The organism is Lacinutrix chionoecetis, assembly GCF_053604665.1.
The window spans coordinates 152912-167944 of record NZ_JBSHNQ010000080.1 but is presented as its reverse complement, the minus strand read 5'-3'; the positions used below and the strand labels follow the sequence as shown (position 1 = coordinate 167944).

Annotated in this window: 10 protein-coding genes; 3 read left to right on the top strand and 7 right to left on the bottom strand. The window is 34.4% G+C overall.

The window, feature by feature from the left end:
* Positions 1-57: 57 nt before the first annotated feature.
* Positions 58-2724: a T9SS-dependent M36 family metallopeptidase gene (locus ACVC43_RS08010; protein WP_452223982.1), complete on the top strand. Its 2667-nt coding sequence runs from the start codon at positions 58-60 to the stop codon at positions 2722-2724.
* A 66-nt stretch (positions 2725-2790) separates the two neighbouring features.
* Positions 2791-3240: a nucleoside deaminase gene (locus ACVC43_RS08005; RefSeq protein WP_452223981.1), complete on the top strand. Its 450-nt coding sequence runs from the start codon at positions 2791-2793 to the stop codon at positions 3238-3240.
* On the opposite strand, the gene ACVC43_RS08000 is transcribed toward ACVC43_RS08005, so the two are convergent.
* The 7 genes from ACVC43_RS08000 to ACVC43_RS07970 form a co-directional block, all read right to left on the bottom strand.
* Positions 3237-3473, bottom strand: coding sequence for a hypothetical protein (locus ACVC43_RS08000; protein WP_452223980.1), 237 nt, complete (start codon positions 3471-3473; stop codon positions 3237-3239). The two genes, ACVC43_RS08005 and ACVC43_RS08000, sit on opposite strands and share 4 nt — an antisense overlap.
* Before the next feature lie 24 nt (positions 3474-3497).
* Positions 3498-5300 (bottom strand): chloride channel protein, encoded by a 1803-nt coding sequence (locus ACVC43_RS07995; RefSeq protein WP_452223979.1) that lies wholly within the window; start codon positions 5298-5300, stop codon positions 3498-3500.
* 57 nt (positions 5301-5357) lie between these two features.
* Entirely contained in the window at positions 5358-7112 is a 1755-nt protein-coding gene (gene aspS / locus ACVC43_RS07990; protein ID WP_452223978.1) for an aspartate--tRNA ligase, read from the bottom strand.
* 79 nt (positions 7113-7191) lie between these two features.
* Complete coding sequence (locus ACVC43_RS07985; protein ID WP_452223977.1) at positions 7192-10731, bottom strand: efflux RND transporter permease subunit; 3540 nt, start codon at positions 10729-10731, stop codon at positions 7192-7194.
* Positions 10731-11912 (bottom strand): efflux RND transporter periplasmic adaptor subunit, encoded by a 1182-nt coding sequence (locus ACVC43_RS07980; protein WP_452223976.1) that lies wholly within the window; start codon positions 11910-11912, stop codon positions 10731-10733. The genes ACVC43_RS07985 and ACVC43_RS07980 overlap by 1 nt, the downstream gene beginning before the upstream one ends.
* A gap of 13 nt (positions 11913-11925) precedes the next feature.
* Positions 11926-13269 (bottom strand): TolC family protein, encoded by a 1344-nt coding sequence (locus ACVC43_RS07975; protein WP_452223975.1) that lies wholly within the window; start codon positions 13267-13269, stop codon positions 11926-11928.
* Positions 13269-13880: a TetR/AcrR family transcriptional regulator gene (locus ACVC43_RS07970; RefSeq protein WP_452223974.1), complete on the bottom strand. Its 612-nt coding sequence runs from the start codon at positions 13878-13880 to the stop codon at positions 13269-13271. The genes ACVC43_RS07975 and ACVC43_RS07970 overlap by 1 nt, the downstream gene beginning before the upstream one ends.
* Positions 13881-14003: 123 nt before the next feature.
* On the opposite strand from ACVC43_RS07970, the gene ACVC43_RS07965 reads away from it, so the two are divergent.
* Positions 14004-14978, top strand: a complete 975-nt coding sequence (locus tag ACVC43_RS07965) for a polyprenyl synthetase family protein (RefSeq protein WP_452223973.1) — start codon at positions 14004-14006, stop codon at positions 14976-14978.
* The last annotated feature ends 55 nt before the right edge of the window (positions 14979-15033 follow it).

Sequence of the window (15033 nt, the reverse complement as noted above, 5' to 3'; positions counted from 1 at the left end):
GTGGTTACTATATTTGTGACCTATAATTAATTATATTCTAATAAACTATACAATATTATGAAAAGAAATTACATTTTGCATTTACTTGTTGTGGTGTTTTTGTTTGCTTCTTACTCAAGTAAAGCACAAAATAATTTAGCCAGCAATGAGTATGGTTCTTTAATTCAAGAGTGGTTGGATAAGAACAAAGAAAAGTACAACTTATCTGAAAATGATTTGTCCAATCTTTTGGTTAGTGACGCTTATTTTTCTAAAAAATCAAGAATCAATCATGTTTATGTTAATCAGGCATATCAAGATGTGAAAATTTATAATGCAATCTCGAGTGTTGCAGTTAAAGAAAACTATGTTTTTTATTACGATAATGGATTCATTCCTAACATCGCAAGTAAGATAAATACCGTAACGCCTGCGATTAATGCTCAAGCAGCTATTAACTCGGTAGTTAATGAATATAATTTAGGCAACGTTTCTAATTTAACGCTTGTTAGTCAAGAGGGTAATAATATTGTATTTTCTAACGGGAACGTTTCGAAAAAGGATATTCCTGTAACGTTAGTATACCAACCAACAACAGATGGTTCTTTACATTTAGCTTGGGATTTAAGTATTCATGCTTTAAATGGAGAAAATTGGTATAGTGTTAGAGTTGATGCTGTTACTGGAGAGGTTTTAGACACTAAAGATTGGATTTTAAAATGTAATTTTGGAGATGGCAATCATGCAGAGCATGCAAATCATAATGTAAAAGCAGAAGAGAATATAAGTTTATTTAAGTCAACAACTTCTATGATGGTTGATGGGTCTAGTTACAATGTTGTTCCAATTCCTACAGAAAGTCCAAATCATGGACCAAGACAAATAGTAACGCAACCAGCGGATATTGTTGCTTCACCTTTTGGGTGGCACGATACCAATGGAGTAAGCGGACCAGAATATACTATTACTAGAGGAAACAATGTTTGGGCACAAGATGATTTGGATGGTAATGACGACGACTTAGGGTCGACGCCAGAAGGTACATCTACTTTAACTTTCGATTTTCCGTTTAACCAAGCTCAGCAACCTATAGGATATTTAGAAGCTTCGTTAACTAATTTATTTTATATGAATAATATCATGCACGACGTATGGTATCAATATGGCTTTGATGAAGTTTCTGGTAATTTCCAACAAAATAACTACGGAAATGGAGGTTCAGAGAATGATTTTGTATTTGCTGATGGCCAAGACGGTAGTGGTATAAATAATGCCACTTTTGGAACGCCACCAGATGGTAATAGTCCAGGAATGACAATGTTTTTATGGTCTGCAGTAGGACCTCCAGGTCAGCCCTTAACAATTAATAATGGTTTTTTAGCAGGTGATTATGAAGCTGGTATAGCAACTTTTGGAGCTCAATTACCAAATACTCCTATCACATCTGATGTCGCATTAGTGATTGATGATAATTTAGGTCAGCCTGCATCTACAGATGATAATGATGCTTGTAATACCATTACAAATGGTGCTGCTTTAAATGGGAAAATTGTTATTTTAAGAAGAGGTGTTTGCGAATTTGGAGCAAAGGTTCTAGCGGCAGAAAATGAGGGTGCAATTGCAGTAATTGTAGTAAATAATGTTGCAGATCCAGAATACATTAATATGGCTCCTGGAGCTGTTGGTGATCAAGTTACCATTCCTTCGATTATGGTTAGTCAAGCAAGTGGAGATGCTATTATTGCAGCTTTAGAAAACAATCAAGTGGTAAATGCTACTTTAGTCTCTGCTGGTCCTTATCAAAAAGATGGTAGTTTCGATAATGGTATTGTTGCCCACGAATATGGTCATGGAATCTCTACAAGATTAGCAGGAGGACCATCTACTTCAGGATGTTTAAACAATGCAGAGCAAATGGGTGAAGGTTGGTCAGACTGGTTCGCTTTAATGCTAACTATGAAAGCTACAGATTTGCCAGAAACAGGAAGACCTATCGCAACATACTCAGTAAGTGAACCTGTAGATGGAGCTGGAATAAGACCGTTCCCTTACAGTACAGACCTTGGTATTAACCCATTAACTTATGGAGATACTAATGATAGTGCAAATATATCTCAACCGCACGGTATAGGTACAGTTTGGGCTACAATCCTTTGGGATTTAACTTGGGCTTATGTAAACAAATACGGTTTCGATCCTGATTTCTACAACGGTACAGGAGGTAATAACAGAATTATGCAACTAGTGCTGGACGGATTAAAACTACAAGGTTGTACAGCAGGTTTTGTTGCAGGAAGAGACGGTATATTAGCTGCAGATATAGCCTTAACAGGAGGAGCAGACCAATGTATGATATGGGAAACTTTTGCTGCAAGAGGTGTTGGTGTTAACGCCTCTCAAGGAACGCCAGGTTCAAGAACAGACCAAGTTGAAGATTTTACAGAACCAGATCCTTCAGATCCAAATTTACAAAACTGTACGAGTTTAAGTGTAGACGAGTTTAGTGTCTCTAACTATTCAATTTATCCTAATCCTGCTAATAATGTTTTAAACATTAAAGTGAAGAAGAATTTTGGAAATGTTACAATGACAATAACAGATATTAATGGTAGAGTAGTAATGACCCAAAAGGTAAACTTAATTGACGATGCTCAATTAAATATTTCGGCGTTACAATCAGGAATGTATATTCTTACTATTAAAGGAGATAATATTAATACAAACGATAAGATTCTTAAAAATTAGAAATAGTTTTTAAATAAATATTGAAAAGGCAACTATTTTTATAGTTGCCTTTTTTATTTTTATAAAATGATAAACCCATACGACGACAACTATTTTATGCAAAAAGCACTACAAGAAGCAGAAATTGCCTTCGAGAAAGGCGAAATCCCTGTTGGTGCAATTATTGTTATAGAAGATCGAATTATAGCCAGAGCACATAATCTTACTGAATTATTAAACGATGTTACAGCGCATGCCGAAATGCAGGCCATTACAGCTGCAGCAAATTTTTTAGGTGGGAAATATTTAAAGAACTGCATATTGTATGTCACATTAGAGCCTTGCCAAATGTGTGCTGGCGCTTTATACTGGAGCCAGATTTCTAAAATAGTATATGGTGCGAGAGATCTTAAGCGCGGTTGTATTAACTTAGAAACCAAACTACATCCCAAAACAACAATTGTTGGAGGTATATTAGAAGAAGAAGCCTCGAAATTATTAAAGCGTTTTTTTATAGAAAAACGAAACTTAAATTAGCGACGTTTATCGCCTTCACGTTCACGCATTTTATCAAGATTTTCTTTATTTAAAAGATAGTCTTTTGGGTTTTTATCTTTCCATCTGTACCAAGAAAATAACGGAATTACAACAAAGAAAAAGGCTAAAACACCAAAACCAATTAATTTTTGTGAATAGGCAACATCTAAAGCGTAACCACATATTACAGAAACTACAGATGCTATAAAGAAAAACCAAATTAAATATTTCATATAACAAAACTAATTAAATTTATATTATGAGGAGGCATTAATTAATTGTCTTCGGTATGCAGTGAGTAATTTAGATTTTGAAACAAAGCCAATGTATTTTCCGTTTTTTATAACAGGCAAGTTCCACGCATTAGAGCTTTGAAATTTCTTCATCACCTGGTGCATATTATCTTTTTCGTATATAATATAGTCTGGAGGATTATGCATAAATGTTTCTGCACTTGTAGAGGCGTATAAATCCTGATCGAACATTACTGTTCTTATATCATCTAAAAGAATAATCCCTACAAGTTCACTTTTAGCATTAGTAACAGGAAACAGATTTCTACTCGATTTAGATACGCCTTCGTGTAACATTTCGCCTAATGACATTTCTGGATGCAATTGAACAAAATTAGTTTCGATAATGGTGTCTATGCGCATTAAAGTTAATACATTCTGATCCTTATCATCTGTTAATAAATCACCTCTTTCTGCCAATTCTCTGGTGTAAATGGTGTGCTCCATGTAATTTTTGGTAATCATGTAAGAAATGGCCACAGTTATCATTAATGGTATAAATAACTCGTAACCTCCAGTAATTTCAGCAATTAAAAAGATAGCCGTTAAAGGTGCATGAATCACACCAGCAATTAAGCCTGCCATACCAACTAATGTAAAGTTGGCTTCAGACACCTGATAGCCAAAGCCAATATTATTAATAATTTTTGCCGCTACGTTCCCTAAGGCACTTCCCATAACCATTGTTGGTACAATAACACCACCAACACCTCCAGCAGCAAAAGTGGTGGTCATAGCGATAGCTTTAAAAATAGTAAAGCCAATAAGCAATGCAATAACAACCCAAATATTATCTAAATAATCATCAAAAAACGACGAGCCTAGTGCATGCAAATGGTTACCTTCAAATAAATCTTTTGTAAAACTTAAACCTTCACCATATAAAGGCGGAATAAAGTAAAGCATAACACCAATGGCAAAGCCACCAACCAGCAATCTTAAGAAGCGGGTTTTAAACCGATCGAAAAACGCATAAATAGCAAAATATATTTTTGTAAAATATAATGAAGCAACCCCTGTACCAATGCCTAATGCGATATAAAATAAGGTGTCGTTAATAGTAAATTTATCTGTAATTGTAAAATTAAAAAGTACCTCGTCTCCTAAAAAAAAGTAGGAGGTTAATACCGAAGATATCGAAGCTATTAAAAGCGGTAATAGGGAGGCGAAAGTTAAATCTAAGCTAAATACTTCTACAGCAAAAACAATGGCAGCAATTGGCGATTTAAACATGGAGGCTACAGCTCCAGCTGTTGCACAAGCAATTAGTAGTGTGCGTGTTTTTTTGTCGATATGAAGCAATCTACTAAGGTTAGAACTTATTGCAGAACCAGATGTAATTGCGGGACCTAATAGACCAACCGAACCACCAAAACCAACCGTTAAAGGTGCCAGAATTAGTGGATGATATATTAATTTATAAGATAACAAGCCTTTTTGTCTCAACAATGAATATAATAAAGAGGGAATAGCTCTCTTTATAAATGCTGGAGTAGCAGGTTGCAGTGCTTTTTTAAAAAAATACTTTTTTATTAAATACACCGAAAGTAAACCAACAAAAGGCAAAATAAAATAAAGTTGTTTTTGAGAAAAAACAATACCTTTTTCTAATGCAGCTTGTATTGTAAAAGTTAAGTTTTTGAGTGAGACTGAAGCAATACCAGCAAAAAGACCAACCAATACACTTAATAAATAGACAAAGTTTTTTTGCGAGATATGCTTGTATCTCCATATAAGTAAGCGTTTTAGAAGCGTTTTTTTTGGCATGTTATATTACTTATATCAAAATAACAAAAAATCCTGCGAGAAGCAGGATTTTTTTATTTAAGATTGAATATCTAATTTCAAATTTAATTCTTTTAATTGTTCATCATCTATAGGAGCAGGAGCATCTATCATGACATCACGACCAGAATTGTTTTTTGGGAAAGCAATAAAATCTCTAATAGTTTCCTGTCCACCAAGTATGGCAACCAATCTATCTAAACCAAAAGCTAAGCCACCATGTGGTGGTGCGCCATATTCAAAGGCATCCATTAAGAATCCAAATTGCGCTCTTGCTTCTTCTTCAGAGAACCCTAAGTGTTTTAACATGATGGCTTGCGTTGCTTTATCGTGAATTCTTATCGATCCACCACCAATTTCGTTTCCGTTTAATACTAAATCGTAAGCGTTCGCTTTTACTTCGCCAGGTTTAGTATCTAATAATTCTATTTGTCCTGGTTTAGGTGAGGTAAACGGATGGTGCATAGCGTGGTAATGTCCGGTTTCTTCATCTAACTCCAATAAAGGAAAATCGATTACCCAAAGCGGTGCAAATTCCTTAGGGTTACGTAAGCCTAAACGCTCTGCTAATTCCATTCGTAAAGCACTTAATTGTGCTCGAACTTTATTGGTTTCACCAGATAGTACACAAATTAAATCGCCTGCTTTAGCACCAGTAGCTTCTGCCCATTTTGCTAAATCATCTTGATCATAAAACTTATCTACCGATGATTTAAAAGTACCATCATCATTTACGCGGCAATAAACCATACCTAAAGCACCAACTTGAGGACGCTTAACCCAATCGATTAATTTATCTATTTCTTTTCTTGTATAAGTGTTTCCGCCAGGAACAGCAATACCAACAACTAATTCTGCATTATTAAAAACACCAAAATCTTTATGTTGTGCGACCTGGTTTAATTCGCCAAACTCCATCCCGAAACGTATGTCTGGTTTGTCGTTTCCATATAATCGCATGGCATCATCATACAGCATACGTGGGAATTTTTTAACGTCAACACCGTTTACCTCTTTAAGTAAATGGCGCGTTAACCCTTCAAAAACATTTAAAATATCTTCTTGTTCCACAAATGCCATCTCGCAGTCAATTTGTGTGAATTCTGGTTGTCTGTCGGCACGTAAATCTTCATCTCTAAAACATTTTACAATTTGAAAATATTTATCCATGCCGCCTACCATAAGCAATTGCTTAAAGGTTTGTGGCGATTGTGGGAGTGCATAAAATTCACCTTCATTCATACGAGAAGGCACAACAAAATCACGTGCTCCTTCTGGAGTAGATTTTATTAAATAAGGTGTTTCAACTTCTATAAAACCATCATTAGACAAATAGTTTCTTACTTCCTGAGTTACTTTAGCTCTAAAAATCAAGCTGTTCTTAACAGGATTACGTCTTATATCTAAGTAGCGATATTTCATACGTATGTCTTCGCCACCATCGGTTTTATCTTCAATAGTAAAAGGTGGTAACAATGCTTCGTTTAAAATGGTTAGTTGAGACACTAAAATTTCGATATCACCTGTTGGCATATTTGGATTTTTAGAATCGCGCTCAACCACTTTTCCTTTAACTTGAATAACAAACTCGCGTCCTAACTTTTGTGCGCGTTCTAAGACATCTTTACTCGTGCGGTCTTCATCAAAAACCAATTGCGTAATACCGTAACGGTCGCGTAAATCTACCCAAATAATAAATCCTTTATCTCTTGATTTTTGTACCCAACCAGATAGGGTAACTTCTGTATTTATATGCTTTGCAGTTAATTCGCCGCAAGTATGACTTCTGTACATAGTGTATTTTATAAGTTGCAAAAATAAAAAATCCGAAGTAAAGACTTCGGATTTTTCTATCTAAAATATCATATTAAGATTATTTGTCAATTACCAATTGGGTTTCGCCAATTAAATTAGTGTTTTCAACCTCTGAGGGCCTTAAAGGTTCTGAAGTGAACTTTACACGCATCCACATTTTAAGTTTAATACTTAAAAAGAATAAAATAGGAACAACAATTAGGGTTAAAAACGTGGCCACAAGCAAACCGTAAATAACAGTCCATGCTAGTGGTCCCCAAAACACAACATTGTCTCCACCCATATAAATATTAGGATTAAAATCTGCAAATAGCGTAAAGAAGTTAATGTTTAAACCAATAGCTAGAGGAATTAAACCTAAAATAGTGGTAATGGCGGTTAATAAAACAGGTCTTAAACGTGCTTTACCTGCCTTTACAACACTCTCAAAAAGATCTTCGCTCGTTAAATAGTGATCTTCTTCAAGATCTAACTCATTTTTCTTTCTATCTATTAGCAGTTGCGCATAATCTAAAAGTACAACACCATTGTTAACTACAATTCCCGCCAGTGAGATAATACCAACCATGGTCATCATGATAACAAACGCACTGCCTGAAATTACAATACCTCCAAATACACCAATGAAGCTTAAGAAAATAGCAATCATAATAATGGTAGGTTTAGAAATAGAATTAAATTGAAATATTAAAATGAAGAAAATTAAACCAAGTCCAGTGAAAAAGGCACCCATTAAAAACGCCATTTGCTTGTTTTGTTCTTCAATTTGTCCTGTATAATCAATATGAATATCCTCTGATAATCCCTCGTAGCTCCTCATTTCATTTTGAACCTGAGCCACAATTGCTCCAGCATCGGTATAGCCTGGTGACAGTGCCGAGTAAACGGTTACCACACGTTTGGTATCTTTGTGTTTAATTGCACTAAAACCAGAATTGTTTTTCTGTTTGGCAACTGCAGATAGTGGAATTTCTTTTATCTGCCCAGTATTATCTCTAAAGGTAATATTTTGATTGAAAAGCGCACTTTTGTCGTAACGAATGTCTTCGTTAAAACGTACGTATATGTCAAAATCGTCTCCATCTTCTTTATAAATTCCTGCCTTAGAACCAAAAATAGAATTACGTAACTGGTCTCCAATTTGTTTTGCAGAAACACCTAATTCACCAGCCTTTTCACGATCTATAGCAACCTGCATGGTAGGTTTATCTTTGTTAACATCTATTTTAAGCTCATCTATACCAGCAATATTTTTAGAGTTTATAAAGGCACGCATTTGTTCTGCTGTGGCAATTAACTCATTATAATCGTTGCCTTCTATCTCAATATTTATTGGTGCTCCGGCTGGTGGGCCATCGGCATTTTTTTCGACCGAAATTAAAACACCTGGATAAATACCAACCAACGCTTCTTGTACTTTTTGTCGAAGTAGCTCGCTATCTTCACCACGTCTAAATTTGTATTCGCGCATAGAGGCAGTAATTTTTGCCTTATGTGGCATTTCTGCACCAGAACCCATATCTGTTTGCGGGTTTCCTGCACCTTCGCCAACTTGAGAAACAGCGCTTTCTACTAAAAAGTTTCTACCGTTATCCATGTATTGATTGGCGTTTATTACATTGTAAACCCGCTCCTCAATAGCTTTAGTAATGGTATTTGTTTTTTCTATAGCTGTACCTTGCGGATATTCTATATACACAATAATCTGGTTGGGCTTATTGTCTGGAAAGAACTCTACCTTGGTGCGTTGGGTTGCAAGAGAAGCACCGAAGGCAATAAATGCGGCAATTAATAAAAGAAAGGTACCAATACTTAAAATATAAGGACGTCTTTTAGATAGCGCTCCTCGTAGTTGGCGCTCGTACCAATTTTCTAATTTAACCAGCGTTTTGTTTTGGAAGCTATTCGCCCAGTTTCTAATAAAAAAGCGGTAGGCCCAAAGCATAATAGCGGTAAAAATCATAATAGTTCCCAGTCCACGATACGTGCCACCAAAAATTAGAATAAGCGAGCCTAAAACAGCAACAATAACTGTAATTTTAATAATCTGTTTTAAAGGCATGTTTTTATCTTCAATAGTCATGTAACGCGATACCAATACCGAATTAAAAAATATAGCCACAAATAATGACGACCCTAATACAATAGAAAGTGTGATAGGTAATATTTTCATAAATTCACCCATAATTCCTGGCCAAAGCCCTAATGGAATAAACGCTGCAACTGTTGTGGCTGTAGATATAATTATAGGAAAGGCAATTTCTCCAATTCCTTTTTTTGCCGCCTTAATACGACTCATACCTTCATCTTCCATTAAACGATATACGTTTTCTACAACCACAATACCATTATCTACCAGCATTCCCAGTCCCATAATTAGCCCGAAAAGTACCATGGTGTTTAAACTATAGCCAATTAGGTTTAAAATCATGAGTGACATAAACATAGACATAGGAATAGCGAAACCTACAAAGAGGGCATTTTTAAAGCCTAAAAAGAACATTAAAACCGTTACTACCAGAATAACACCAAAAATAATGTTGTTTACCAAATCGTCAACTTGCCCTATGGTTACAGAAGATTGGTCGTTGGTAATGGAGACTTCAACATCTTGAGGAAATTGGTTGTCAATAGCATCTTGAACAATAAGTTGAATTTGCTCTGCCGCAGCAACCATATTTTTACCAGCACGTTTTTTAACGTCTAGCATGACTACCGGTTTACCAGATTTACGTGCAAATGTGGTTTTGTCTTCTTCTTTAAAAGAAACACTTGCAACATCCTTTAAGTAAATAGGGTTTCCGTTTTCTGATTTTACCACAAAATTTTCCAATTCGGAAGGTTGTGTAATTTCTCCTATAATTCTAATTGTTCGCCTTTGCCCACTTGCTTTTAAATTTCCAGCAGATTGGGTAATATTTCCGTTTCCAATGGCGCCAAGAATATCGTTAAAGGTCACTTTTGCTGCCATCATTTTATAGATGTCTACGGCGACTTCAACTTCTTTTTCCTGAGCTCCACGAATGTCGGCCTTTTTAATTTCTTGTAAATCTTCAATTTCATCTTGAAGGTATTCAGCATAATCTTTTAATTTTTCAACAGGATAATCACCAGAAATGTTAATGTTTAAAATTGGCATTTCTTCCGATAGGCTTAACTCGAAAACATCTGGTTCTACTTTAGCACCATTAAATGTAGGCCAATCCTCACCAGCGGTTTCAGAATCTATTTCGTCTTTAACTTTTTGTTTGGCTTGTTCTACGGTTATATTTTCATCAAATTCTATAATAACCATAGAATAGTCTTCCTGAGATGTAGAGGTGATCTCTACAACATTACTTACGGTTTTTAGCTTGTCTTCAATAGGATCTGTAACAAGTTTCTCGATGTCTTCGGCTGTATTTCCCGGAAAAATGGTACTAACGTAAATTTTAGTTTCGTTAACCTCTGGGAAAGATTCTCGTGGCATACTAAAGAATGCCGAAATTCCCAAGTAGAAAAACACGGCAATAAGCACATACATTGTGGTTTTGTTGTTAATTGCCCACGACGACCAGCCAAATTCCTTTTCGGTATTTTTTTTAATATTTTTAGCCATTAGTCTTTAGTTTCATAGTTAATAACTTCTACAGATTGCCCATCTCTTACACTACGTGCGCCTTCTTTAATAATTTCGGAGCCTGATTCTAAGCCTTCAATAACTTCTATCACATCATCTTGAGTTTTCCCTGTTTCAATAATTACACGTTTTGCAGTACCAATACCTTTGGTATTTTTATCTGTTACGATATATATGTATTGATTGCCTTCTGCGTTTTCAGAAACCACACTTTGTGGTATTAACACTGCCTTTTCATTAGTATAATCGTTAATTTTTAGACGTGCGGTTAGATTTGGCTTTATAGATTTATCCTTATTAGGAATTTCTACTTCTACTTTAAATGTACGGTTTGCAGGATTAATAAAATCGCCTGCCTGACGAATTTTTGTTTCAATAGTTTTTCCTAAAACAGGAATTGTAACAGAAACACTTTTACCCTTTGTTACATCTGAAACATAACGCTCTGGCACTTCGGTTTCAATGTACATATTATCTAAATTTACAATACGCATTAATGGTGTTTGTCCTGCACCAACAACACTCCCTTGTTCTGTAATAATATCGTCTATAGTCCCAGAAAATGGCGCTCTTACTGTTGTTTTAGAAATTTGCTGATTTAATTGGTTTACGGCTTCTTGTTGCGATTGGTAAGTAGATTTTGATTGTAAAAACTGAATTTCGCTACCAATATTTTGATCCCAAAGACGTTTTTGGCGCTCGTAAGTTGTTTTTGCTAAATCAGCTTGAATTTTTAATTGTGCTAATTGCTGGCTTAATCCTCCATCATCAATTTTTGCAAGTATTTGTCCTTTACTAACCTTTTGTCCTTCTTTTACATAGACACGAGTTAATATACCATTATACTCTGGTGTGATAGTAAGTAAATCTTTAGTAGTAACATTACCTTGAAGTTCTAAAACATGATTAAAAACTTCAGTTTCGGTTTTAATTGTGGTTATTAGAGGAATATTCTTTGTTGTATCAAGCGTTTTTATTTTATCATCTAAAAGCTTTATTTTATCATTTATAGCTTGCTGTTCTCCAACAAGTTCACCTCTTTTTGCTCTTATTGCTTCGAGATTACCATTTTCGATCACGCTTTCTACAGAATTCTTCTTGTCGTTAGAACAGGATACGGTAAAAATGGCTAAGATTAATATTGGAAATAAGTATTTCATTTTTTAGTAATTTTTAGTTGGTAATTGTTGTGTTTAATACTGTTTCTAAAGCAGCTTTAGAGTTAATTACGTTTAACATTGCTTGCAGTAATTCCTGCTGTGCTGTATATAATTGAGTTTGTGCTTGTCTAAGTTCAAAACTGGAGCCTATACCTTCAAAAAACTTGGTTTGGTTCTTTTTTTCTATACGTTCTGCTAATTGAAGATTTTCTTGTTTGTTTTCATAATCTTCTATTGCAAATTGATAATCACTCTTAGCAGAAGCAATTTCTAATTTTATGCGTTGCTCGGTTTCTGTTAATTCGGTTTGGGCTTTTTCAAAATTTATTTCTGCACGTTGTGTCGCAGCACTTCGCATTCCAGAACTAAATATTGGGATATTAAGGCTAACACCAAATAACGAAGAGCCAAACCAACGTTGGTCTTTATTAAAAAAAGTAAATTCATCGTCAAAAGCCGAATAACCACCATTTAAAAAAGCATTAAATGTTGGTAAGGCTTTGCTTTTTTCAAGCTTTACCATTAATTCTTTGGCTCTCGTATCGTTTTCTGCAATAAGATAATCGATAGTTGCTGCTGGGTTATTGTCAACGTTAAATATAGATAGCGATATATTTTCCTGCGTCAATGTTCTTAAATTATCTGTTAACACAAGCGTGTTATAAACATCTAATCCCATAGTGATATTTAACATTTGGTACGCCAGAGTTTTTAAACGTTCTACATTATTTAAGTTGCTTTCTACCCCAGACAGTGTAATCTGTAATTGCTCAACACTTTCTTCTTCTCCTAATCCATTCTCAAAGATTTTTTGTGTTTCGAAAAGGTTTTTTTCTAAAACTTCAATATTTCTTTCAAAAATTTTAATGCTTTCCTCTGCTAAAAGCACATTGCCGTAAGCTTCAATTACTGCTTTTCTAACTTCCAAATCTGTTTTTATTTTAGCATTTTTAGAAATTTCTAAAAACACCTTGGCAGATTGCAATCCTACAATGTAAGACCCATCAAATATTTTCTGATTTAATGTAGCAAAGGCAGTTGCACTTTGTTTAGTATTAAATACAACCTCTGTAAACTCGCCAGAATTACCACCAAAAAATTCTGAAGGGATAACAGATACTTGTTGCTTTAAAAAATTTTGATAATCTATGCTTGCACTTAATTGTGGTAAGCCACTTGCTGTTGTCTCCCATTTTTGTTTTATGGCAGCATCAATATCACGCTCGGCATTTATTGCCGTACGATTATTTTCTAATGCATAATCTATCGCTTCTTGCAAGGTGAAATTTGTTTTTTCTTCTTGCGAAAAACTAAAACCTGATATTAGAAAAACTACTAAATAAACTATATTTTTCATTAATTTGTTGGTTGAATGGTATTACTATATTTTAATGCGATTTCAAGACCTTTTGGTGTGCAAATACCATGTAAATGATACTCTAAATAATTTTCCATTAAGTCGTTCATAGAGAAATTAGTTAATGGAAAAATATCCTGATCTTTTAATGAAGTCATACCGTTAAAATAAACTCTGGTTATAAAATCTATATTAATTGTACCTCTGTACAGTCCGAGTTTTACCCCTTTTACTAAATTGTCTTTAACACAGCCAAGCATCATTTCAAACTGTTTTTTCTTAAGGCTCGAATATATTTTTGGATAATATTTTTGAAGTTGATATTGTGGTGAGGATTTTTCGTCCTTTAAATGCAACATCACAAATTTTTTAATATCGTAAATCTCTTCAATTGGGTTTTTATTGAGGGCACAAATACAATCAATTCCATGAGATATGGTCTCAAACATTTGTAAAGTAGTAGCCTCAACTAGCTTTGTCTTATTATCAAAATGTTGGTATATGGTTTTTTTACTAATACCCATTTCATTGGCAATGTCATCCATTGTCACACTCTTAAATCCCAGATTTAAGAAAAGGTCGGCCGATTTATGTATTATCTTATCTCTCATAATTGAGCTGCAAATATACGTACGGAAACTTTAAAAACAAAAAAAGTTTCCAAAGTTTTATTATTTTTTTAACATTGCACAATTTCTTTACTAAAATAGTTTCAATTGCATTATTTTTGTGCGATGCAAAACACTCAAGATTATCAAAACGCATTTGTAGACTATTTGGAGGAATTTTTGAAGGTGCGCGAACCAAAAAACTTATACGAGCCCATTAATTATATTCTAAAATTAGGAGGCAAACGCTTACGTCCGGTTTTAACACTTATGAGTGCTGAGGTTTTTGACTGCGATTATAAAAAAGCAATGGATGCAGCATTAAGCATTGAGGTGTTTCATAATTTTTCCTTAGTTCATGACGACATTATGGACGATGCACCATTAAGAAGAGGAAAGCAAACAGTACATGAGCGATGGGATGTTAATACAGGTATTTTATCTGGAGATGCTATGCTTATTATGGCTTATCGCTTGTTTGAAAATTACGATGTAGAGATTTTTCAGGCTTTGGCAAAATTGTTTAGTAAAACGGCTTTAGAGGTTTGCGAAGGACAACAATACGATGTGGATTTTGAAACTCGCGATGATGTTACCATAGATGAATATTTAAAAATGATTGAATACAAAACGGCAGTTTTGGTTGGTGCAGCTATGAAAATGGGAGCAATTGTTGCAAAAGCCTCCAACAAAGACCAGGATGGAATATATGAATTTGGTCGGTTATTGGGTATTGCTTTTCAACTTCAAGACGATTATTTAGACGCTTTTGGTAATCCTGAAACTTTTGGAAAACAAGTTGGAGGAGATATCATTGAAAATAAAAAAACGTACCTCTATTTAAAAGCACTGGCTTTTTTAAATGCTTCTGATAAACAACAATTAGAACAGTTATTTTCGGTTAACCTTGGAGAGAATAATGATAAAATTGAAACGGTAAAACAGTATTTTGTTACAAGTGGATCTGCAGATGCAACCAAAAAAGAAATTGAAAATTATACCAATAAGGCCTTTTCCATTTTAGAAACCTTAGATATTACAGAAAATAAAAAAGAACTTTTAAAACAATTTGGCAAAACACTAATGACACGAAATGTGTAGCTTTATTTTTTTTAATTAATAATATTATTACACCATAATAATTTAATAAGTAATA

Bases quoted from the DNA above. Each gene is read 5' to 3' on its own strand.
- ACVC43_RS08010 (WP_452223982.1), top strand. From the start codon at position 58: ATGAAAAGAAATTACATTTTGCATTTACTTGTTGTGGTGTTTTTGTTT.
- ACVC43_RS08005 (WP_452223981.1), top strand. From the start codon at position 2,791: ATGATAAACCCATACGACGACAACTATTTTATGCAAAAAGCACTACAA.
- ACVC43_RS08000 (WP_452223980.1), bottom strand. From the start codon at position 3,473: ATGAAATATTTAATTTGGTTTTTCTTTATAGCATCTGTAGTTTCTGTA.
- ACVC43_RS07995 (WP_452223979.1), bottom strand. From the start codon at position 5,300: ATGCCAAAAAAAACGCTTCTAAAACGCTTACTTATATGGAGATACAAG.
- aspS (WP_452223978.1), bottom strand. From the start codon at position 7,112: ATGTACAGAAGTCATACTTGCGGCGAATTAACTGCAAAGCATATAAAT.
- ACVC43_RS07985 (WP_452223977.1), bottom strand. From the start codon at position 10,731: ATGGCTAAAAATATTAAAAAAAATACCGAAAAGGAATTTGGCTGGTCG.
- ACVC43_RS07980 (WP_452223976.1), bottom strand. From the start codon at position 11,912: ATGAAATACTTATTTCCAATATTAATCTTAGCCATTTTTACCGTATCC.
- ACVC43_RS07975 (WP_452223975.1), bottom strand. From the start codon at position 13,269: ATGAAAAATATAGTTTATTTAGTAGTTTTTCTAATATCAGGTTTTAGT.
- ACVC43_RS07970 (WP_452223974.1), bottom strand. From the start codon at position 13,880: ATGAGAGATAAGATAATACATAAATCGGCCGACCTTTTCTTAAATCTG.
- ACVC43_RS07965 (WP_452223973.1), top strand. From the start codon at position 14,004: ATGCAAAACACTCAAGATTATCAAAACGCATTTGTAGACTATTTGGAG.